Here is a 19,044-nt window from a genome sequence, read left to right as displayed (position 1 = left end):
CGTCCGCCGTCTGGCGTGGCTCCTCCCCGCCATTGCGCTTGCACCGATGCCCTCATCCGCTCAGACCGCGACGACCGAGCAAGTTACCGCCGCGCTGGCGCAGTTGGAGCAGTTGGCCGAAGCAGCCATTTCAGACGGCAGCGTGCCGGCGCTCGCCATCGGCGTCGTCCACGACGACAAGGTTGTCTTCCTCAAGGGTTTTGGGCTGCGCGAGGCCGGCAAGCCGGAAAAGGTCGACGCCGACACGGTGTTCCAGATCGCGTCGATGTCCAAGCCGATCTCGGCGACGGTCGTGGCAGCACTGGTCGGCGACGGCACCGTTTCCTGGGATGCGAAGATATCTGACCTCGACCCCGCCTTCCGCCTCAATGACCCTTACCCGACAAGCCAGCTCACCGTTCGCGACCTGTTTTCCCATCGCAGCGGACTTCCCGGCACATCAGGCGACGATCTCGAGGAAATCGGCTACGATCGCGCCGAAATCCTGCGACGGCTCCGGTTCGTATCGCCTTCGTCAAGCTTCCGCGCCGGATATTCCTACAGCAATTTCGGCCTGACCGAGGGCGCGGTCGCCGCAGCCATCCCGACGGGCAAGACCTGGGAGGACATCGCCAAGGAAATGCTCTACCGTCCACTCGGCATGACTTCGACAAGCTCCCGCCATGCCGATTTCGTCGGTCGCGCCAACCGCGCCGCGCTCCACGTCAAGGCCGACGGTGGCTGGGCCGCCAGGGTCGAGCGGCAGCCGGACGCACAGGCGCCGGCCGGCGGCGTCAGCTCCACGGTGCGCGACCTCGCCCAGTGGCTTCGGCTCGAACTAGCCAACGGCAGCCATGACGGCAAGCAGCTCATCGCGGCCGCAGCACTCGACCAGACACATATCCCGCTGATGACGCGCGGCAAAAACCCGGTCAGCGGCGGCCAGTCCTTCTACGGCCTCGGCTGGAATGTCGAGTTCGGCCGCCATGGCCTGAGCTGGGGCCACGCCGGCGCCTTCAGCGTCGGCGCTCGCAGCCTCGTCACCTTGTTCCCTGAACGGCAGCTCGGCATCGTCATTCTCGCCAACGCTTTCCCGACCGGCGTGCCCGAGGGCCTGTCGGACAGCTTCGCCGACCTCGTCTTCGACGGCAAAGTCGGCAAGGATTGGCTGAAGGACTGGAATGCGATCTACGCCGGCATGTTTGGCCCCGCCGTCGCGGCCGCCCAGGCGACCTACGCCACATCACCCTCGCCTGCCACGCCGGCACGTCCAGCCACCGCCTATGCCGGCCGCTACGCCAACGATTTCGTCGGCGAGGCCGTCGTCGCGGCAGCCGGAGACGGTCTCGTTCTCAAGCTTGGCCCGGACGGTGCCAAATCCTATCCGCTCAGCCATTTCGACCGCGACATGTTCCTGAGCTTTCCCTCGCCCGAACTCCCCGACATGCCGTCTGCGGTCAGCTTCGTGATCGGCGCCGACGGCACGGCGTCGACAATCACCATCGAGGCGCTCGATGGCAACGGTCTCGGCACGCTGCGACGCGTCGGAGACTGAGCCTGCCGGCCTCACGTTCCCTTGACGTAGCCCTGGGCCTCGACGATGAGCCCGTCGCGCACGCGCATCAGATTGACCCCGCGCACCGAGCTTGCGTGGTCAGCACCCCACACCATCCGCCACCTGATCTCGCCACGATCGCCACGGGCGATGATGCTTTCCGGTTCGAAATGCGCGCCTTGCATCGTCGCTATCCCACGCCACAGCGCGATGCAGGCAGCCTTGCCTTCATGGCGCGAGCCGTCGGGCGCCGGCCGCGTGTTTTCAATGATGCAATCGTCGGCGACGAGATCGTCAAGCGCAGCGGGATCGTGGCCAAGGAACACCTGGTTGAACCTCACAAGGATCGTTTCGGTCTGCAGGCTCTCGGCGTCGGAAAAACTTCCGCTTGTCATGATGGGCTCCATTTCCTGGGTCATGCCGCAAGGCGCGGCGCAAAGAAGATGCCGTTCGAACGCGGATAGAGACCTTCCGCCTTAAGTGCCTCAAGCACGCGCGGCCGCGCGCCGATGGCTTTCATGAAGGCTTCCAGTTGCGGCCAGCGCGACAGCTCGATGCCGAGCCATTGCGACCAGTTTAGGCAGACGAACAGATAGATGTCGGCCACGCTCAGCGTGCCGCCGGTGAGATGGCCGTCCTTGAGCCGAGACGCCGCCCAGTCGAGCCGCGCTGCGACATGCTTGTGCAGCACCTCCTTCACCGGCGCGTAGGCAGGTGCAAACATCTGCCCCATCGGCTTGTGGATTTCAGTCGATACAAAATTGAGCAGCGACTGGATTTTTCGGCGCTCCTGCGCCGTCCGCGGCGCCAACCCGCCATCCGGCTTGAGATCGGCAAGATACTGGACGATCGCTGGCCCTTCGATGACGATCTCACCATCGTCGAGCACCAGTACCGGGACATAGCCTTTCGGATTGAGCGCAAGAAAATCCTCACCATCGCTGGTCCGCTGCGTGGCCCGCTCGACATGGATGATTTCGACGTCGAGCCCGAGTTCCCGGGCAACGATGTGGGGCGACAGCGAACACGCCGCCTGGTGGATATAGAGTTTCATTCTGGTCCCTCCTCTGCTGCCCGACGAACCGCGATTGCATCTCGACTTTTATGCGGTGTCGCATATAATATTTAGGACTGTCAATATTTTTATGCGAGACCGCACATAATGAGCACAGCCAAACGTGGACGCCCGATCGAATACGACCGCGACCTCACCTTGCAGCGTGCGGGCGACCTTTTCTGGTCGGTCGGCTTTGGAGCAAGTTCGCTCGACGCACTGAGCGAGGTGACCGAGATGACGCGGCCGAGCCTGTCGGGCGCCTTCGGTGACAAGGAGGCGCTCTACATTGCAACGCTCGAACGCTACCGCGACACCAGCGTCGCGGCGATGATCACCATCTTGAGCGCGGCGCGGCCGCTGCGAGCCGAACTGGCCGAGGTCTACGCCAGATCGACGGAATCCTATCTGACACCTGATGCCGCCGCGCGCGGCTGCCTGTTGATTGGCACCGCCTCCGTCGAGGCCGTGCATCGCCCGGCAGTGCGCCAGGTTCTCCAGGAAAGCCTGGGTATGTTCAACGCCATTCTGGAGAATCGCCTGCGCAAGGCGATTGCCCAAGGCGAGCTTGGCGCTGGCGCCGATGCGGCAGGCCTCGCTTCGGTCGCCTCGGCCGTCATGCATTCCCTGGCCGTGCGTGCCCGCGCCGGCGAACCACGAGCGGCACTGGACCTGTTGAGCAAGGCAGCGATCGACCTGATCTGCGGCGGCAAGGACCCCGCGGACACGCAAGCAGCCTGAAACTGCAATTCACCCAGCCCATCATCGGGATCATCACGACATGACCGCATCGCTCCGCTTCCTCGGCCTTCCCGGTCGCCTCGCTGATGGCAGCACGCCCCGTGCGGTGATCTTCTCCGCCGGTCATGGCACGACCTATCCCGGCAAGGACAGCAGCGGATATGCCTTGGCCGCCGACGCCATCCGCGCTGCCAGCCAGGACGACGCCACGCTCGTCGAACACTGGGATTTTGACCTCGGCGGCCCGCTGTTCGACGGCAAGCCTGTCTGCTGCATCGACGCCGGCGACATCGCGACCATCATGCACGACAATGCGGCCAACCGCGCCCGCATCGAAGCCAGGACGCGCGAGATCCTGGCACTTGGCGCTGTGCCGATATTGCTCGGCGGTGACGATTCCGTGCCCATCCCCTTCCTCGCCGGCTTTGCCGATCACGGCCCGGTCTGGGTTCTGCAGATCGATGCCCATATCGACTGGCGCGACGAGGTGCTCGGCGAACGCTACGGCTATTCGAACCCGATGCGCCGGGCCAGCGAGATGCCGCATGTCGCTGGCATGGTCCAGGTCGGCATGCGCAGCGTCGGCAGCGCCCGGCTCGCCGAGATCGAGGCGGCTCAGCGCTACGGCAGCCGCTTCGTCACCGCCCGCGAGCTTCATGCCCATGGCGTCGAGGCAGCACTCCGACACGTACCTGAAGGCGCGCGTGTCGTCGTCACCCTCGATTGCGACGGTCTCGATCCAAGCATCATGCCGGGGGTCGCCGCACGAACGCCCGGCGGGCTCACCTACACGCAGGCGATCGATCTGATATCAGGCCTCGGCAAGCGGGCGAGGATCGCCGGCTTCGACCTTGTCGAATTCTACGCGCCCGCAGACATCGACGGCCTGACGGCAGAGACCGCGTCTCGCCTGATCGTCAATGCGATCGGCACGATCGTCCGTCAGCGCTGAACTGGGCTGTGCGTGCAACCAGCCTACTAAGCCGGTCTGGGCTCGACATAGCATTGCCGAACAGCCGCGTGGGCGATGTGCGCGCGCAAGGCAATGACATGAAGCTTCAAGCATCGCCATGTCGGCGACGATTGCCGCATCCGCAAGATTATGTGTTCGTCGGTTGGCGACTGATGCCACGCGAAGATAACTCCCGGCATTGGCTGCCGGGAGATACCAGCTCGATACGCTCAGCAGGGGCCACGGTCGTCGATGACGCGATAGCCCGAGGAATCGGCTTCGCAGGCATTCGGGAAGGTCCGAAGCGTGTCACCGCGGCGGCCGCAGACAGGGCGATACTCCCTGGTGCAGAACTGGTCTCCCCGGCCACCGCCGCCACCACCGCCCCAGCCATCGTCACCGCCACCACGGCATTCGCCGCCACGGATGATGCGGTAGCCGGCGGCCTCCGCCATGCAGGAATTGGCGAAGGTCTGACGGTCGCCGCCACGGCGCGCGCAGACCGGGTCATACTCGCGGGTGCAGAATTGCGGGCCCGGATCGGGGCGCGGCGGGCGCGGGCCGGGACCCGGGCCGTCCTCGACGACCACGCAAGAGGCCAGCATCAGCGACAGCAACGAGGCGACAGTTGCTTTTCGCGCAAAGGTCTTTGCCGAAAAAACCATGAAAACAGCTCCCTCTCATCCCCGCCCGTGCGGGAATTGTTCCAGCCCCTGCCCCGATCCTGGCGATTCTGTCAACGAATGCAATCGGGATCGGCGAAACTGGCGCCAACAGGCGCGGCAATCTGGCCAATGGCGCCTTTAGAAATGTCGTATATTTATGCGACGCTGCGAAGTGCCTACCGCCCTTGCCGCGACATCTTGCAACCTACGCGTTTCCATGCAATATCAGTTTCAGTTCGGGCGTTTGCTGACCCGGAGACTGGAACGTTTTGCACGACCCTTTCCCCGATACTGTGAATCTCTGACGACCCCGTGACTCGGCGGGGGGTTTAATCGTGCGCAAATGCATGACCGCCAAGCAAAACCACCGACGTGCCGCCGACGCCAGGCGGTCGGCATGTCCAGACCACTGAACGGGTGAAGGAGTTCTCCCAATGACCCAGACCGGTACCGTAAAGTTCTTCAACGCAACCAAAGGCTTCGGCTTCATCACGCCGGATGGCGGCGCGAAGGACGTGTTCGTCCATATCTCCGCTATCGAGGCTTCGGGCCTGCGCACGCTCGTCGACGGCCAGAAGGTCAGCTTCGACGTCGAGCCCGACCGTATGGGCAAGGGTCCTAAGGCGGTCAACCTCCGCGCCGGCTAAGCCGCGCAAGGTTTTTTGCTTTGAAGAGGGGCGCGGTGGATCACCATCGCGCCCTTCTTCTTTGGTGGGTGGCTCCGCAATTATCCGTCGCCAAATCAACGAGATAGTCTCTGCGTCCAGCCGGCGCCACTCTGGCGAGCCACAGCCAACCGTGGCATAGTCTTGCCGCGGAGGCAGTATCTGCTTCCCACGCAGAGGAGGCAGACCATGAAGTTGCTGAAGTCTCTGGGCGCAATGCTCCTGGCAGCAGGACTAGGATATGGCGGGCCGGCCGAGGCGATGCCGGCGGGCGATGCGCCGCAGGCCGATGGCGGGTTGGTGATCCAGATCCGTGGTTGCCACGGCGACCCGCAGCGCCATTTTGTTCCTCAGTTCGGCCGTACCGAGTGGCATGTCCACCGCCGCCCCGACTGCCGGCCGATCCGGGTCCGCCCGCCGGTCCAGGTGCGCGACTGCCATCGCGAGGTTCGCCGCCACTTCCTGCCGCGCTACGGCAACGTGCCCCACCGCCATGTCGGCCCCAATTGCCGCGTGCGTGTCTATTCGAGGTTCGATCCGCTGCGTCCGCGGCCGCCCTCCTGCATCCAGATCGGCCCGATCCGCTACTGCGAATACTAAGCCGCGAAACGCCTTGCATTTGGCCACTTGGGCCCGGTAATTGCCGGGCTTGAGCGGTCTTTGGACAGGTATCGGCAGGCAAAACTTTTGCTTGCCGATGACCCAAAAATGAACGACAAATTTCCACTTCGGGCATTTGCCGGCCCGAAGACTGGAATTGATGGGATCAGAGGAGTTTCCCATGCCGCAGACCGGCACCGTCAAGTTCTTCAATCATGCCAAAGGCTTCGGCTTCATCACGCCGGACGACGGAGCGAAGGATGTCTTCGTTCATATTTCGGCCGTGCAGGCGTCGGGTCTTCCCGGTCTTGAGGATGGGCAGAAGGTTTCTTTCGACACCGAGCCGGACAAGCGCGGCAAGGGTCCGAAGGCCGTCAATCTGACCGTCGGCTAGAACCTTCAAGGCGGCCGGAGTTCGTGCTCCGGCCAAGCATGCTGCTGTATTCGCCGCAACGCATATTGGCGTTTGTCGGCGGCAGTCTCTTTGACCCTTTGCGCCTGAAATTCCGTTCAGGCTGCGTTCAGGCGGGCTCCCCTAGACATAGGGTCGACGCTAAATTCTGGCCTTGATACGGGCCGGACGGCGAAGGAGACCGACATGAACCGTATTTTCAAGACCCTCGTCCTTTCGGCGGCCGTTGCCGCTACCACGTTGACCGCCCTGCCCGCGGCCGAGGCCGGCGAGCGCTGGCGCCGTCACAACCGCCACGACAACACCGGCGCGATCGTCGCTGCCGGTGCGCTCGGCCTCATCGCGGGCGCCGTGATTGCTGGCAACGCCAACCGTTCGCAGCCGGTCTATGACGACTATTACGACTACGAGCCGCAGCCGCGTCGCGTCTACCGCCAGGATTATGGCCAGGACTATTATCGCCCCGCCCCGGTGCAGCGCCGTGTGGTCTATCGTGAGAGCTACGCCATCGAGCCGTGGACGCCCGAATGGTACAGCTACTGTTCGGACCGCTACCGCAGCTTCAAGCCGCGCAGCGGCACCTTCACCGGCTATGACGGCGTCGAGCGCTTCTGCGAAGCCAACTGACCGCAGCCACGGGCATGGACTGTGGCGGCCCTCCCTGCCCGGCCGCAGCAGCCAAACCTGAAACAATGACAAAACGGCGCCAGCCTTGCGGTTGGCGCCGTTTTTCATGTGAGGCAGTCCGTTGGGCGAAAGGCTGCTTCGGAGCAGACCGACAGCGGCCGCCTCAGATCAGGCAGACGGCCTGATCGATCCAATCAAACCAGATAGGGATTGCTGCGGCGTTCGTCGCCGAAGCGGCTGCCCGGGCCGTGGCCACAGATGAAGCCGATCTCGTCGCCGAGCGGCAGGAGTTTCTCCTTGATCGACCGGATCAAGGTGGCGTGGTCGCCGCCATAGAGGTCGGTGCGGCCGACAGAGCCCTGGAACAACACGTCGCCGACATGGGCGAATTTCGCGTCACGGTTGTAGAAGACAACGTGGCCGGGCGCGTGGCCGGGGCAATGCAGCACCTCGAACACATGAGTTCCGAAGGACACGGTTTCGCCCTCGGTGAGGAACCGGTCAGGCACGCAATTGCGCACCGAACTGTCCATGCCAAATTTCTGGGCCTGGGTCACCAGATTGTCGAGCAGCGGCTTGTCGGCCTCGTGCGGGCCGATGATGTCGACGCCGAGCGCATCCTTCAACTCCATCGCGCCACCGGCATGGTCGATATGGCCATGGGTCAGCCAGATCGCGGTGATCGTGATGCCGTTTTGCTTGAGCACCGACAGGATGGTGTCGACATCGCCGCCCGGATCGACAACGACGCCGGTCTTGTCGTCGGTATCGAACAGGATCGTGCAGTTCTGCTGGAAGGGCGTAACCGGCACGATCCCGGCATTGAGCTGTCCCATGGCGGGTCCTTTCCTTGGAGCGCCGTGCGCCCGAATGGACGCACAAAGGACGCTCCAACTGTGTGAATCTGCGCATCGTGCTTTCCGAAGATCGACACCGATTTTCGGGCCGATGCGCCAAGTTCGCCCCGACATAAGGACTGATGCGCACTTCGTCCATGCACATTCTGGTGGCTGGCAGGCAGCGCCTCTGATCCAGAAAATGAAAGGGGCGGCCGTAGCCGCCCAATCCGAATTCCAATCTGTAGCGGGATTATTTCTTCATGGCACCCATGATCGCGCCGACGATGGCCGTCACGATGGCGCCGCCGCCGGCACCACCAACCACATCGCCGAGAATGCCGCTGAGTGCACCTGCCGTTGCCGGATCAGCCGCGCCGCCGAGAAGGCTGCCGAGGATCTGTCCGCCCGCGAGACCGCCGACGCCACCGGCGAGCAATTTCGTCACCTGCCCCATCGCCGCCGTCTTGATCGCCGCGCCGACGGCCTGTCCACCGATAACGCCGGTTACAATTTGTATGATGATAGGAAGAAGCGATTCCATAACAATTCCCTCCAAATTGCATGCCGGCCCTCAGTATGCCGACAGCAACATCAGACCCTGAAATCGGGGAATGTCAAATTGGACGAGGAAGACGCAAAAAGGGCGGTCCGAAAACCGCCCTTCTGCAAGGTCAATTAATTGATTCTGCTTGTTATTCAGCAGCAATCGCGTGCTTGGGCTGAACCGCCGCAGAATAGTCGTTCATCAGCGTCTTGGCGATTTCGCCGACCTCGAATCGGTACTGCCCGATCTCCGAAACCGGCGTCACTTCAGCCGCCGTGCCGGTCAGGAAGCATTGCTCGAAGCCTTCCAGTTCCTCCGGCATGATCACCCGCTCGACGACTTCGAGGCCGCGATCCTTGGCGAGGCCAATGACAGTGCGGCGCGTGATGCCATCGAGGAAGCAGTCTGGCTTCGGTGTATGCACCTTGCCGTCCTTGACGAAGAAGATGTTGGCGCCTGTGGCCTCGGCGACCTGGCCGCGCCAGTCGAGCATCATCGCATCGGCATAACCCTTGGCCTCGGCCGCATGCTTGGACAGCGTGCAGATCATGTAGAGGCCGGCAGCCTTGGACTTCGACGGTGCCGTACGCGGGTCGGGGCGGCGCCATTCGGCGATGTCGAGGCGGATGCCTTTCAGCTTCTGCGCCGGGTCGAAATAGCTCGGCCACTGCCAGATCGCGACGGCGACATTGATGCGGTTCTTGTGGGCCGCGACGCCCATTTCCTCGCTGCCGCGCCAGGCGATCGGGCGCACATAGGCGTCCTTGAAGCCCTGCTTCTTCAAGAGCTCGCGGCAGGCATCGTCGATCACCTCGACCGAATAGGGAATGGTGAAGCCCAGGATGCGGGCGGACTCGTGCAGGCGCTCGGTGTGCTCGGTCAGCTTGAAAATCTCGCCGCCATAGGCGCGCTCACCCTCGAACACCGCGCTTGCATAGTGCAGACCATGGGTTAGTACGTGAATCTTGGCGTCGGCCCATTGGACGAACTCGCCGTTCATCCAGATGAATCCATCGAGCTTGTCGAAAGGAACGGATGCCATGGTAAACCTTCCCGCAGGCGGGAGCCTGCCTATCGTTTCGTATCGTTCTTGATGGCCCGAAGGGGCCTGATGGATAAAGCGTAGGCGGGCCAGAATACCAAAGCAAACTCACGATGTTTCGGAAAAAACCACCGCACCTTGCCTTTTCGTTCGCAATCCGCCGAAAAGCTTGGCAAAAATTACCATCGCACCTAATTTATGTCAACAGTGCTGACATAAATTGACGAACAGGAATTCTATGGCACAACGCAGCGGCGCAACCGCCCAACCGATCCGCACCGCCGTGACGGCAGACGAAGGCATCGATTTCTCGATCATCGAGCTGATGTATTTCGCCTATCGCGACTTCACTTCCGACCCCGACCAGATCCTCGCCGAATACGGTTTCGGCCGCGCCCATCACCGCGTGCTGCACTTCGTCAACCGCCTGCCCGGACTGACGGTCGCCGAGCTGCTCGACGTGCTCAAGATTACCAAGCAGAGCCTCGCGCGGGTGCTCAAGCAGCTCATCGACGCCGGCTACATCGTTCAGGTGCAGGGGCCGCGCGACCGGCGCCAGCGCGAACTCTACCCGACGCCCAAGGGCCGTACATTGACACTGGCGCTGGCGCGGCCACAGTCACGCCGCATCCATGCGGCACTGGAGGGCGCGGGAGAGACCGAGCGCGCCTGGATCGAAAGATTCCTCAAGGCGATGGTCAATCCCGAATTAAGGGCGCAGATTGATCATCTGCCCGGAAACACGCCGGGGAAAGACCATGGAGAATAACGACAAGACGGCCAGCCAGGCCACGTTGGGCGACGATGCTCCGCATCTGCTCGTCGTCGACGACGACACGCGCATCCGCAACCTGCTCAAGCAGTATCTGACCGAAAACGGCTTTCGCGTTACTGTCGCGGGCAATGCAGACGAAGCGCGGCGCAAGCTTGCCGGCCTCGACTTCGACCTTCTCATCCTCGACGTGATGATGCCGGGCGAAAACGGCATCGAATTGACCAAGTCGCTGCGCGACCAGAAGGACGTGCCGATCCTGATGCTGACGGCATTGTCGGAGACCGACAGCCGCATCACCGGCCTCGAGGCCGGCGCCGACGACTATCTGCCCAAGCCGTTCGACCCGCGCGAACTGATCCTCAGGATCAACAACATCCTGCGCCGCGGCGGCCCGGCGGCAACACCGAAGGTCGAGCAGTTGGTGTTCGGCCCCTACACCTTCCAGATCGCCCGCCGCGAACTGAAGCGTGGCGGCGAAGCCCTCAAGCTCACCGACCGCGAGCAGGAAATCCTCGCCATCTTCGCCGCGCGTGCCGGCGAGACCATCCCGCGCCATGAACTGGTCACCGGCGACTCGGAAGTCGGCGAGCGCACCATCGACGTCCAGATCAACCGTCTGCGGCGCAAGATCGAGCGCGATCCGGCCAATCCCGTCTGGCTGCAGACGGTACGCGGTATCGGCTACCGGCTCAGCGTGGAGTAGCCGGAGCAGTTCCAAAGGGCCAGTTGTTGAAGCCGGTCACTCCGAGGTAACATGGCGCGCCGGCAACAACTCTTCCGCATCAAGCGGGCCGGCGCGGCAGAACCCGCCATGTTACGTGCTATCACGCTTGCATTTGCCCTGTCTGTCTTGCCTGCCACCGCATTCGCCCATTGCTGCCCGAGCATCATGGCGGCGATCGACGCCGCTCTGCCCACCTCCACGCTCGCCGAGGCGGACATGACGAAGGTCAAGGAACTGCGCGCCAAGGGCGAACAGTTGCACGCATCCGGCGACCACGCCGGATCGGAAGCAGACCTCAACCAAGCCAAGAAACTGCTCGGCATCTGACCGCCAGACGACTTCGGGCCGTGTCAGCGGCCCGAACCTCGTCATCCCCGTTCATCAACCTGCGTCGCAACGGCGGGCAATTTTGTTGTACCGTAACACGTGGGGCGCGCGCTCTGTCTGTCCGCGTCACGTCCCCTCATCGGGGCGCTGGCGACACAGTCTCGGCACAGTTCCGGGTGATCGTCTCCAGGCATCGGTAAATCCAGAGCCATTTGGCGCTGTAGGAAAAAGCCCTATGTTTTCAGCATCGGGCAAGACGGAGTTTGACAACGTAAGCTGTTGAACTTCAAAGACAGTTTCAGAATGATCCGGCGTGGGCTAGGATCGAGGCGAGCCGGCCGGAACCTGACCGGTTGGCGACAAGTGGAAGGGCGGATGGCAACCACCGACATGGAACGGCCCGGCGGAGGCAGGCTCGGCACACGCATGTGGCGTGCGCTGACCGCTGTGCCGCGCAGCTGGAACCGCTTCTGGCGTCGTGTCTCCATCTACATGCCGAAGCGGCTCTACGCGCGCTCGCTGCTCATCGTCATCACGCCGATGATCCTGCTGCAGTCGGTCGTCGCCTTCGTATTCATGGAGCGGCACTGGCAGACGGTGACTGTGCGCCTGTCGCAGGCGGTGACGCGTGACATCGCCGGCATCATCGACCTGCTCGACACCTTCCCTCAGCCCGAAAGTTATGCCCAGATCATCCGCATCGCCCAGGAGCGCATGTCGCTGAAGATCGACCTGTTGCCGGCCGAACCCCTGCCCCCGCCTGGCCCGAAACCGTTCTTCTCGATCCTCGACCAGGCGCTGTCGTCGGAAATCCGCAAGCAGATCAACCGGCCGTTCTGGCTCGATACCGTCGGCAACTCCAACATCGTCGAAGTGCGCGTCCAGCTCGACGACAAGGTATTGCGCGTGTTCGTGCGCCGCAGCCAGGCCTATGCCTCGAACACCCACATCTTCCTGCTGTGGATGGTCGGCACGTCACTGGTCCTGCTGATGATCGCCGTTCCGTTCCTGCGCAACCAGATCCGCCCGATCCTGCAACTCACCGAGGCTGCCGAAAGTTTTGGCAAGGGCCGGCCGATGCCGGTCAACTTCCGGCCACGCGGCGCCGAAGAAGTGCGACGCGCCGGTTTCGCCTTCATCCAGATGCGCGAACGCATCGAACGCCAGATCGACCAGCGCACGGCGATGCTGACCGGCGTCAGCCACGACCTGCGCACCATCCTGACGCGCTTCAAGCTGCAGCTGGCTCTGTCAGGCAGCAAGGTCGACACCGAAGCACTCAGCCAGGATGTCGACGACATGCAGTCGATGCTCGAGGCCTATCTGGCTTTCGCCCGCGGCGAGGCTTCGGAGGATCCCGGCCGCTTCGATCTTGCCACCTATCTCGACAGGCTGGGTGACGAAGCCAAGCTGCGCAAGCGCAAGCTCAAGATCACGCTCGTCGGCGAGCCCGAGGTGCATGTTCGCCCCAACGCGTTCAACCGCCTGCTGCAGAACGTCGTCGGCAACGCCTTCCGCTATGCCAAGGAGGTCGAGGTCAAGGCGGTCCACGATCGCGGCATGCTGGTGGTGATGGTCGACGACAACGGCCCCGGCATTCCGGAAGAGAAGCGCGAAGAGGTGTTCAAGCCGTTCTACCGCCTCGACGAGGCGCGCAATCTCGATTCGACCGGCACCGGCCTCGGCCTGGCCGTCGCCCGCGACATCGCCCGCAGCCATGGTGGCGACATCAAGCTGAGCGACAGTCCGCTGGGCGGACTGCGCGCCATGATCCGCGTGCCGGCCTGATCAGGCGCGGCGATCGAGCCGCGTCACCAGCCTGTCGCCGATCCACTGGATGCCACAGACGAGCACGATCAGCACGGCCACGACCGCAACCATGACAGCCGTCTCGAAACGCTGGTAACCATAGCGAATGGCGAGGTCGCCGAGCCCGCCCGCACCGATGGCACCCGCCATGGCCGAGGCGCCGACCAGCGTCACCAGCGTAACGGTGAAGCCGGCAACGATGCCTGGCAGTGCCTCGGGTACCAGCACCTCGCGGATGATCGCCCAGCGACCGCCGCCCATGGCGCGCACAGCCTCGATCAGGCCGCGATCGACCTCGCGCAGCGACACTTCGGCGATGCGCGCATAATAGGGCGTGGCGGCAATCGCCAGCGGTACGATCGCCGCCCAGGTGCCGATCGACGTGCCGACGATCAACCGCGTCACTGGGATCAGCGCCACCAGGAGGATGATGAACGGTACCGAGCGGAAGCCGTTGACGAGTGCGCCAAGGATGCCGTTGACCCAGCGATTGCAGGCGATACCGCCACGGTCGGTGGCAACAAGCGCCAGGCCGAGCGGCAAGCCGAAGACGAGAGAGATCAAGCCCGATGCAGCCGTCATCAGCACGGTCTCCCACAACGAGCGCAGAAGAAGTTCAAGCATTGTCTGTGACATAACCAAGCACCTCGACCCGCGCTTTCCGGGCATTCAGGAATTCGATTGTTTCGGCAATACCGCGCGATGCAGTGTCGACGCCGAGGAACAGCGTGCCGACAGGCTCCCCCTGTATGGTGTCGATGCCGCCATGGACCAGCCGGAACCGGCCGGGAACCGACGTTGCCAGCTCCTGGAGCAGCGGCCGGTGCGCCGCTTCGCCTGCGATGTCGACGCGCAGGATGGCCTCGCGTCCAACGCCGGTTAGCCGTGTGGCGATCGCCTGCGGCAGCTGTGGCCGGATGCCGGCGAGCAGGCTGCGCGGGTCGGCGAAGATCGACCACACCGGCCCTTCCTCGACGATTCGCCCGGCATCGATGACGGCGACGCGATCGGCAATACTGCGGACCACCTCCATCTCGTGGGTTATCAGCAGGATGGTCAGGCCGAGCTTTTGGTTGATGTCCTTCATCAATGCCAGGATCGAGCGCGTCGTCTCTGGATCGAGCGCCGAGGTCGCCTCGTCGGAGAGCAGAACCGCCGGCCGCGCGGCGAGCGCGCGCGCGATGCCGACACGCTGCTTCTGTCCCCCCGAAAGTGCCGCCGGATAGGCCTTGGCCTTGTCGGCGAGGCCGACGAGTTCGAGCAGTTCGGCCGCACGCTCGAGACGCTCGGCCTTGGGCAGGCCCTCGATCTTGAGCGGCAGGGCGACGTTCTCCTCGACCGTCTTGGACGACAACAGGTTGAAGTGCTGGAAGATCATGCCGATACGTCGGCGCAGCGGCTGCAGATCGCGCTCGCTGAGGCCAGTGATTTCACAGCCCTCGACGAAGATCTGGCCGCTGTCGGGTCGCTCCAGTCCGTTCAGGCAGCGGATCAGCGTCGACTTGCCGGCGCCGCTGCGGCCGATGATGCCAAGTACCTCGCCCTTGCGCACGGCGAGCGAAACGCCGTCGACGGCCGGTGTCTGGCCGAAGCGCCGCCTGAGGTCGACGATGCGCACCACCGTCTCCGACAGCGCAGTATCGACAGGGGGCGCCCCTTCAATGGGTGCAAAATGCTGGGTCATGAAATTCCCTCGGCAATGCGGAAGGCGGCCCGCCATTCATGGCGGGCCGCCTCCATTGTAATCAGTCGTCAAGCTCAGTAGGCGGCGACGCCGGTGCCCTTGTAGACGCGGTCGAACTCGGCCTTGACGGTCGGGTTCTGATAGGCGGCGATAAGCTTCTTGACCCAGCCTTCGTTCTCGCTGCCGGTCTTGACGGCGATGAAGTTGCGGTACGGATTTTCTGCGACCGGCTCCTGGGCGATCCGGTTCTCGGGCGTCAGCCCGCTCTTCAGCGCCCAGTCGGTATTGACCACCGCGGCGTCGAGATCCTCGACCGAACGGCCGACGATGCCGGCGTCGAGTTCCTTGATCTCGAACTTCTTCGGATTATCGACGACGTCGGCGACGGTTGCCAGGATGCCGGTGCCGTCCTTGAGCTTTATCAGGCCGGCGTCGGCGAGCACCCGCAGGGCTCGGCCTTCGTTGGAGGGATCGTTGGGAACGCCGATGACGGCGGCTTCCGGCAGCGCCTCGACCTTGGCGTGCTTCTTCGAATAGAGCCCGATCGGCCACAGGCCGGTGTAGCCGACTGGGGTAATATGGTAGCCCTGCGTCTTGATCTGGTTGTCGAGATAAGGCTGGTGCTGGAAGGCGTTGGCGTCGATCTCGCCGCGCTCCAGCGCCTCGTTTGGCTGGGTGTAGTCGTTGAACACGACGGTTTCGATGGCGAGGCCCTGCTTGGCGGCCTCGGCCTTCACCACGCGCCAGACATCCTCGTCCTCGCCCGAGATGATGCCGACCTTGATCGCGGTCTTAGCCTCGGCGAGCGCCTGGTGCGGAACGGTGAAGCTGATGACGGTGACGACGGAGGCGAGCAGCGCGGCAAATGCCGTGCGGCGGCTGATCGTGTTGCGGTTGGAAAGGGACTTGGTGATCTCGGTCATTTCGAATTCTCACTGAGAGCCGTTGGGAGGATGGCTCGCCCCGCTAATGCGAAGCTTGGCCATATCCTCGGCAAACGCCCCTCTCCAGGCAAAGGATCGGATTTCACACCGAGCCCCGCCCCGGGAAAAATCGTCACAAAGAAAATGCCGGTTCGGGCAGAACCGACCTCGCCCGCGCATGACCCGAAAATCCAAGTCAATTTTCGCGTCATGCATCACTTCAAATCGGTACAGCGCCCTGCGGGCATCCGACTGGACGCGCGGCGCTGCAGCCGTTGCGAACAAAGCCGTCGTCATTCCAGCGTCATGCAATGCTGCTCAAAGGCGCCTCGCAACGAATGGAGGACCGCTGATTCCCGGCAGGCCGGGACGCGGACAACGGGGAAGACGCCCTTGCGCATCCTGATGGTCACCGACGCATGGCGTCCGCAGATCAACGGCGTCGTCCACACGCTCGAACGGCTGGCCGAAACCCTGACCGCCTTCGGTGCCGAGGCCGACTTCCTGACGCCAAACATCTTCCGCACCTTGCCGATGCCGACCTATCCCGACATCCGGCTGGCGCTGACGACACCCGGCAACGTCGCGCGGATCATCGAGCAACGGCGTCCCGATCACATCCATCTCGTCACCGAGGGACCGCTCGGCATGATGGCGCGGCGCTATTGCCTCGCCAATAAGCGCCCCTTTACCACAAGCTACCACACCCGCTTTCCCGAATATGTAAGCGCCCGTCTGCCGCTGCCGGAGAGCTGGACCTACGGCCTGCTGCGCAATTTCCACAACTCCGGCCAGGGCTGCATGGTCGCAACGCAGTCGCTCGCCGACGACCTGGCATCGCGGGGCTTCGAAAAACTCCGACCATGGACGCGCGGCGTCGACATCAACCACTTCCATCCCGACAAGAAGGTCGAGATGGACCTGCCGCGGCCGATCTTCCTGTGCGTCGGCCGCATCGCGGTGGAGAAGAACCTGCCAGCCTTCCTCGACCTCGACCTGCCCGGCACCAAGGTGCTTGTCGGCGACGGGCCAGAACTCGAAAGGCTGAAGGCAAAATATCCTGAGGCGCATTTCCTCGGGCGCCGCCCGAGCGACGAACTGGCCGAGATCTACGCCTCATCAGACGTTTTCGTCTTCCCGAGCCGCACCGACACCTTCGGCAATGTCATCATCGAAGCGCTGGCCAGCGGCACGCCTGTTGCCGCCTATCCGGTGACGGGGCCGATCGACATCGTCGGCGACGGCATCGGAGGCGTTGTTTCGGAAGACCTGCGCGAGGCAGCACTGGGCGCACTCAAGGTCGACCGCACCGAGGCCCGCGAACGGGCCATGCGCTACACCTGGAATGCCTGCGCCGAAATGTTCCTGGACAATGTGAAGGCGGCTTACGCCGCGTGATGCCCAGCGCATCCGCGATTCAGGTCAGGCCGAGTCGAAAATGGTGGGTTCCGAGAACCGGAACGGACCGTACATTTGGGTAGGTGAGCACCGGAAACGCAGGGAGCGGCCATTTGCAGGCCGGCCTCACCTGAATCCTAGAACAGGCGGCCGCCGTCCGGCACCTTGCGCTCTATGGCGCCGAGCACGACGTCGCCATCCTTGTCGGGGAAGCCAAGGGTGAGCACTTCCGACATGAATGGGCCGATCTGGCGCGGCGGGAAGTTGACGACGGCGAACACCTGCCGACCCAGCAGCGTCTCGGGCGTATAATATTTGGTGATCTGCGCCGACGATTTCTTGACGCCGATTTCGGCGCCAAAATCGATCTTCAGTTTGAACGCCGGCTTGCGCGCTTCCGGGAACGGCTCGACCTCGACGATCGTGCCGGTGCGGATGTCGACTTTGTCGAAATCGGCAAAGCTGATCTCAGCTTTCAGCGCTTTGTGCGAACTCATCCGACAGTCTCAGGCGTTGCCGTGCGTCTCGAACAGCACGCTGGCCAGTGCGTCCTTGGCCGAGGTGCCCGACCAGACGACGAACTGGAAAGCCTGGAAATAGCATTCGCAGGCTTCAAGCGCCGAGGACAACAGCACTTCGACCTGCTGGCTGGTCGGCTCGACGCCGCCGGCGAGCAGCAGCGACTGGCGGAACATGATCGCGCCTTCGGTTTCCCAAAGGTCGAAATGCCCGAACAGCATCTGCTCGTTGATCAGCGACAAGAGCCTGAGGATCTCAAGCGTACGGCTTTCCGGCACCTTGACATCGAAGGCGCATGCCAGGTGCAGGGCCTCGAAGTCTTCCATCCAGGAAAACGACACCTGGTACTCGGTCCAGTTGCCGACAACCGAAATCGAAATCTCGTCGTCGCCGGCACGTTCGAACGCCCAGTCGTTGTTATGAGCCACCTGCTCGATGACATCCACCGGATGGATTTCGCGGGAGAACTCGAGTTCGAGAAGTTCCATAAATGCTTCCTGTCGTTCCGGGCGCGTCATCGCGCTCCGCGCGGGGGACACACACGACGAACTTATTCCTGAACTCGGACGACCAGCGCTGCCGGACTCAATACCCCCCAGCCGGACCGCGCCATCCGGTGCACGACGCTGTTTCGAATCGTGCAGTAAATTCAGTGTATTGATCGTGACTCTCGTGAACAGCCCAATTTTTCGCAACGTCCCATTCGGATGTGGAAACAGGCTGCGGCGCAGATTCACAAAGCGCCGGTAAGCGATTCACGACAAAGCACTTTTTCGGATGGCGCTTTGTGGAAAAGTTAACGAATTATTTCTTTGTACGGGGCTTTGGCGAGGCCGCCGGTGAGGCCGTGTCGGCATCTTCACCGCCGCGGCCGGCGAGTTGAGCCTCGAGCGCCTCGATGCGGGCAACCAGCGCCTTGTTTTCGGCACGTGCCTTGATCGCCATGTCGCGAACCGCCTCGAACTCCTCGCGCTGGACCAGTTCGAGCGAATTCATCGCCCGCTCGGCCTGCGAACGGAACGCGGTTTCGACCTCGCGCCTGACGCCCTGGGCGGCACCCGCGGCATCGGTCATCAGCTTGGCGAATTCATCCAGAATGCGGTTCGGTCCGGTCGTCATGGCTAACCCTCGCGTTGTCCATTCGACGTAGTGGGGCAAGCCCCGGAATGCAAGGATATCGTGGCCCGACAGGGTACCAAATGCTGCGGCA

The 19,044-nt window shown here is 63.2% G+C and carries 24 protein-coding genes; 12 read left to right on the top strand and 12 right to left on the bottom strand.

Annotated features, from left to right (window positions below; translation table 11 throughout):
- The first annotated feature begins 46 nt into the window (after positions 1 to 46).
- Positions 47 to 1,534 (top strand): serine hydrolase, encoded by a 1,488-nt coding sequence (locus SLT36_RS11085; protein WP_432287438.1) that lies wholly within the window; start codon positions 47 to 49, stop codon positions 1,532 to 1,534.
- Positions 1,535 to 1,545: 11 nt separating this feature from the next.
- On the opposite strand, the gene SLT36_RS11080 is transcribed toward SLT36_RS11085, so the two are convergent.
- Complete coding sequence (locus SLT36_RS11080; protein WP_432287436.1) at positions 1,546 to 1,929, bottom strand: nuclear transport factor 2 family protein; 384 nt, start codon at positions 1,927 to 1,929, stop codon at positions 1,546 to 1,548.
- Positions 1,930 to 1,949: 20 nt separating this feature from the next.
- Positions 1,950 to 2,588 (bottom strand): glutathione S-transferase N-terminal domain-containing protein, encoded by a 639-nt coding sequence (locus SLT36_RS11075; protein ID WP_432287434.1) that lies wholly within the window; start codon positions 2,586 to 2,588, stop codon positions 1,950 to 1,952.
- Positions 2,589 to 2,696: 108 nt separating this feature from the next.
- On the opposite strand from SLT36_RS11075, the gene SLT36_RS11070 reads away from it, so the two are divergent.
- Together SLT36_RS11070 and SLT36_RS11065 are read left to right on the top strand one after the other, a co-directional pair.
- On the top strand, positions 2,697 to 3,329 hold the full coding sequence (locus SLT36_RS11070; protein ID WP_432287433.1) for a TetR/AcrR family transcriptional regulator: 633 nt from the start codon (positions 2,697 to 2,699) through the stop codon (positions 3,327 to 3,329).
- Between the two features lie 40 nt (positions 3,330 to 3,369).
- On the top strand, positions 3,370 to 4,281 hold the full coding sequence (locus tag SLT36_RS11065; RefSeq protein ID WP_432287432.1) for an agmatinase: 912 nt from the start codon (positions 3,370 to 3,372) through the stop codon (positions 4,279 to 4,281).
- A gap of 230 nt (positions 4,282 to 4,511) precedes the next feature.
- On the opposite strand, the gene SLT36_RS11060 is transcribed toward SLT36_RS11065, so the two are convergent.
- Complete coding sequence (locus tag SLT36_RS11060; protein WP_432287430.1) at positions 4,512 to 4,946, bottom strand: Kazal-type serine protease inhibitor domain-containing protein; 435 nt, start codon at positions 4,944 to 4,946, stop codon at positions 4,512 to 4,514.
- Between the two features lie 434 nt (positions 4,947 to 5,380).
- On the opposite strand from SLT36_RS11060, the gene SLT36_RS11055 reads away from it, so the two are divergent.
- From SLT36_RS11055 to SLT36_RS11040, 4 genes are all read left to right on the top strand, one after another.
- Entirely contained in the window at positions 5,381 to 5,593 is a 213-nt protein-coding gene (locus SLT36_RS11055; protein ID WP_067959476.1) for a cold-shock protein, read from the top strand.
- 207 nt (positions 5,594 to 5,800) lie between these two features.
- A complete protein-coding gene (locus SLT36_RS11050; protein ID WP_432287428.1) occupies positions 5,801 to 6,211 on the top strand; it encodes a hypothetical protein in 411 nt (136 codons plus the stop codon).
- A gap of 181 nt (positions 6,212 to 6,392) precedes the next feature.
- Complete coding sequence (locus tag SLT36_RS11045) at positions 6,393 to 6,605, top strand: cold-shock protein (protein WP_018428999.1); 213 nt, start codon at positions 6,393 to 6,395, stop codon at positions 6,603 to 6,605.
- Between the two features lie 204 nt (positions 6,606 to 6,809).
- Positions 6,810 to 7,250, top strand: coding sequence for a BA14K family protein (locus SLT36_RS11040; RefSeq protein WP_067959472.1), 441 nt, complete (start codon positions 6,810 to 6,812; stop codon positions 7,248 to 7,250).
- A gap of 194 nt (positions 7,251 to 7,444) precedes the next feature.
- Here SLT36_RS11040 and SLT36_RS11035 read toward each other — a convergent pair whose 3' ends face one another.
- The 3 genes from SLT36_RS11035 to SLT36_RS11025 all read right to left on the bottom strand — a co-directional run bounded on the left by SLT36_RS11035 (position 7,445) and on the right by SLT36_RS11025 (position 9,675).
- Positions 7,445 to 8,086, bottom strand: coding sequence for an MBL fold metallo-hydrolase (locus tag SLT36_RS11035; RefSeq protein ID WP_432287427.1), 642 nt, complete (start codon positions 8,084 to 8,086; stop codon positions 7,445 to 7,447).
- Between the two features lie 253 nt (positions 8,087 to 8,339).
- Positions 8,340 to 8,630, bottom strand: coding sequence for a hypothetical protein (locus SLT36_RS11030; RefSeq protein ID WP_154384769.1), 291 nt, complete (start codon positions 8,628 to 8,630; stop codon positions 8,340 to 8,342).
- Between the two features lie 151 nt (positions 8,631 to 8,781).
- On the bottom strand, positions 8,782 to 9,675 hold the full coding sequence (locus SLT36_RS11025; protein ID WP_067959464.1) for a branched-chain amino acid aminotransferase: 894 nt from the start codon (positions 9,673 to 9,675) through the stop codon (positions 8,782 to 8,784).
- Positions 9,676 to 9,913: 238 nt separating this feature from the next.
- Here SLT36_RS11025 and SLT36_RS11020 point away from each other — a divergent pair, with 238 nt between their 5' ends.
- From SLT36_RS11020 to SLT36_RS11005, 4 genes are all read left to right on the top strand, one after another.
- Positions 9,914 to 10,444, top strand: coding sequence for a MarR family winged helix-turn-helix transcriptional regulator (locus tag SLT36_RS11020; RefSeq protein WP_067959459.1), 531 nt, complete (start codon positions 9,914 to 9,916; stop codon positions 10,442 to 10,444).
- Positions 10,434 to 11,153 (top strand): response regulator, encoded by a 720-nt coding sequence (locus tag SLT36_RS11015; protein WP_067959456.1) that lies wholly within the window; start codon positions 10,434 to 10,436, stop codon positions 11,151 to 11,153. The genes SLT36_RS11020 and SLT36_RS11015 overlap by 11 nt, the downstream gene beginning before the upstream one ends.
- Positions 11,154 to 11,261: 108 nt before the next feature.
- Positions 11,262 to 11,501: a hypothetical protein gene (locus SLT36_RS11010; RefSeq protein ID WP_432288305.1), complete on the top strand. Its 240-nt coding sequence runs from the start codon at positions 11,262 to 11,264 to the stop codon at positions 11,499 to 11,501.
- A 375-nt stretch (positions 11,502 to 11,876) separates the two neighbouring features.
- Entirely contained in the window at positions 11,877 to 13,289 is a 1,413-nt protein-coding gene (locus SLT36_RS11005) for an ATP-binding protein (protein ID WP_432287425.1), read from the top strand.
- Here the strand turns inward: SLT36_RS11005 and SLT36_RS11000 are convergent, their stop codons facing one another.
- The 3 genes from SLT36_RS11000 to SLT36_RS10990 form a co-directional block, all read right to left on the bottom strand.
- Complete coding sequence (locus SLT36_RS11000; protein ID WP_286291178.1) at positions 13,290 to 13,946, bottom strand: methionine ABC transporter permease; 657 nt, start codon at positions 13,944 to 13,946, stop codon at positions 13,290 to 13,292.
- Positions 13,927 to 14,994, bottom strand: a complete 1,068-nt coding sequence (locus SLT36_RS10995) for a methionine ABC transporter ATP-binding protein (protein ID WP_432287423.1) — start codon at positions 14,992 to 14,994, stop codon at positions 13,927 to 13,929. Before SLT36_RS10995 ends, SLT36_RS11000 begins: the two co-directional genes overlap by 20 nt.
- 74 nt (positions 14,995 to 15,068) lie before the next feature.
- Complete coding sequence (locus tag SLT36_RS10990) at positions 15,069 to 15,917, bottom strand: MetQ/NlpA family ABC transporter substrate-binding protein (protein ID WP_432287421.1); 849 nt, start codon at positions 15,915 to 15,917, stop codon at positions 15,069 to 15,071.
- A 393-nt stretch (positions 15,918 to 16,310) separates the two neighbouring features.
- Between SLT36_RS10990 and SLT36_RS10985 the strand changes: the two genes are divergently transcribed.
- The gene (locus SLT36_RS10985) at positions 16,311 to 17,315 is read left to right on the top strand and encodes a glycosyltransferase family 4 protein (RefSeq protein WP_067959444.1); all 1,005 of its coding nucleotides are present in this window, start codon (positions 16,311 to 16,313) and stop codon (positions 17,313 to 17,315) included.
- A gap of 137 nt (positions 17,316 to 17,452) precedes the next feature.
- On the opposite strand, the gene SLT36_RS10980 is transcribed toward SLT36_RS10985, so the two are convergent.
- From SLT36_RS10980 to SLT36_RS10970, 3 genes are all read right to left on the bottom strand, one after another.
- Complete coding sequence (locus SLT36_RS10980; RefSeq protein WP_432287420.1) at positions 17,453 to 17,812, bottom strand: tRNA-binding protein; 360 nt, start codon at positions 17,810 to 17,812, stop codon at positions 17,453 to 17,455.
- A 9-nt stretch (positions 17,813 to 17,821) separates the two neighbouring features.
- On the bottom strand, positions 17,822 to 18,322 hold the full coding sequence (locus SLT36_RS10975) for a YbjN domain-containing protein (protein WP_067959436.1): 501 nt from the start codon (positions 18,320 to 18,322) through the stop codon (positions 17,822 to 17,824).
- A 316-nt stretch (positions 18,323 to 18,638) separates the two neighbouring features.
- Positions 18,639 to 18,953 (bottom strand): accessory factor UbiK family protein, encoded by a 315-nt coding sequence (locus SLT36_RS10970; protein WP_432287418.1) that lies wholly within the window; start codon positions 18,951 to 18,953, stop codon positions 18,639 to 18,641.
- Positions 18,954 to 19,044: the final 91 nt, after the last annotated feature.

It is taken from the genome of Aminobacter sp. BA135 (genome assembly GCF_050859125.1).
Classification (GTDB): Bacteria; Pseudomonadota; Alphaproteobacteria; order Rhizobiales; family Rhizobiaceae; genus Aminobacter; species Aminobacter ciceronei.
The sequence above is the reverse complement of the archived record's forward strand: the minus strand, read 5'-3'. Positions and strand labels throughout refer to the sequence as shown.

Bases quoted from the DNA above. Each gene is read 5' to 3' on its own strand.
- SLT36_RS11085 (WP_432287438.1), top strand. From the start codon at position 47: ATGCCCTCATCCGCTCAGACCGCGACGACCGAGCAAGTTACCGCCGCG.
- SLT36_RS11080 (WP_432287436.1), bottom strand. From the start codon at position 1,929: ATGACAAGCGGAAGTTTTTCCGACGCCGAGAGCCTGCAGACCGAAACG.
- SLT36_RS11075 (WP_432287434.1), bottom strand. From the start codon at position 2,588: ATGAAACTCTATATCCACCAGGCGGCGTGTTCGCTGTCGCCCCACATC.
- SLT36_RS11070 (WP_432287433.1), top strand. From the start codon at position 2,697: ATGAGCACAGCCAAACGTGGACGCCCGATCGAATACGACCGCGACCTC.
- SLT36_RS11065 (WP_432287432.1), top strand. From the start codon at position 3,370: ATGACCGCATCGCTCCGCTTCCTCGGCCTTCCCGGTCGCCTCGCTGAT.
- SLT36_RS11060 (WP_432287430.1), bottom strand. From the start codon at position 4,946: ATGGTTTTTTCGGCAAAGACCTTTGCGCGAAAAGCAACTGTCGCCTCG.
- SLT36_RS11055 (WP_067959476.1), top strand. From the start codon at position 5,381: ATGACCCAGACCGGTACCGTAAAGTTCTTCAACGCAACCAAAGGCTTC.
- SLT36_RS11050 (WP_432287428.1), top strand. From the start codon at position 5,801: ATGAAGTTGCTGAAGTCTCTGGGCGCAATGCTCCTGGCAGCAGGACTA.
- SLT36_RS11045 (WP_018428999.1), top strand. From the start codon at position 6,393: ATGCCGCAGACCGGCACCGTCAAGTTCTTCAATCATGCCAAAGGCTTC.
- SLT36_RS11040 (WP_067959472.1), top strand. From the start codon at position 6,810: ATGAACCGTATTTTCAAGACCCTCGTCCTTTCGGCGGCCGTTGCCGCT.
- SLT36_RS11035 (WP_432287427.1), bottom strand. From the start codon at position 8,086: ATGGGACAGCTCAATGCCGGGATCGTGCCGGTTACGCCCTTCCAGCAG.
- SLT36_RS11030 (WP_154384769.1), bottom strand. From the start codon at position 8,630: ATGGAATCGCTTCTTCCTATCATCATACAAATTGTAACCGGCGTTATC.
- SLT36_RS11025 (WP_067959464.1), bottom strand. From the start codon at position 9,675: ATGGCATCCGTTCCTTTCGACAAGCTCGATGGATTCATCTGGATGAAC.
- SLT36_RS11020 (WP_067959459.1), top strand. From the start codon at position 9,914: ATGGCACAACGCAGCGGCGCAACCGCCCAACCGATCCGCACCGCCGTG.
- SLT36_RS11015 (WP_067959456.1), top strand. From the start codon at position 10,434: ATGGAGAATAACGACAAGACGGCCAGCCAGGCCACGTTGGGCGACGAT.
- SLT36_RS11010 (WP_432288305.1), top strand. From the start codon at position 11,262: ATGTTACGTGCTATCACGCTTGCATTTGCCCTGTCTGTCTTGCCTGCC.
- SLT36_RS11005 (WP_432287425.1), top strand. From the start codon at position 11,877: ATGGCAACCACCGACATGGAACGGCCCGGCGGAGGCAGGCTCGGCACA.
- SLT36_RS11000 (WP_286291178.1), bottom strand. From the start codon at position 13,946: ATGTCACAGACAATGCTTGAACTTCTTCTGCGCTCGTTGTGGGAGACC.
- SLT36_RS10995 (WP_432287423.1), bottom strand. From the start codon at position 14,994: ATGACCCAGCATTTTGCACCCATTGAAGGGGCGCCCCCTGTCGATACT.
- SLT36_RS10990 (WP_432287421.1), bottom strand. From the start codon at position 15,917: ATGACCGAGATCACCAAGTCCCTTTCCAACCGCAACACGATCAGCCGC.
- SLT36_RS10980 (WP_432287420.1), bottom strand. From the start codon at position 17,812: ATGAGTTCGCACAAAGCGCTGAAAGCTGAGATCAGCTTTGCCGATTTC.
- SLT36_RS10975 (WP_067959436.1), bottom strand. From the start codon at position 18,322: ATGGAACTTCTCGAACTCGAGTTCTCCCGCGAAATCCATCCGGTGGAT.
- SLT36_RS10970 (WP_432287418.1), bottom strand. From the start codon at position 18,953: ATGACGACCGGACCGAACCGCATTCTGGATGAATTCGCCAAGCTGATG.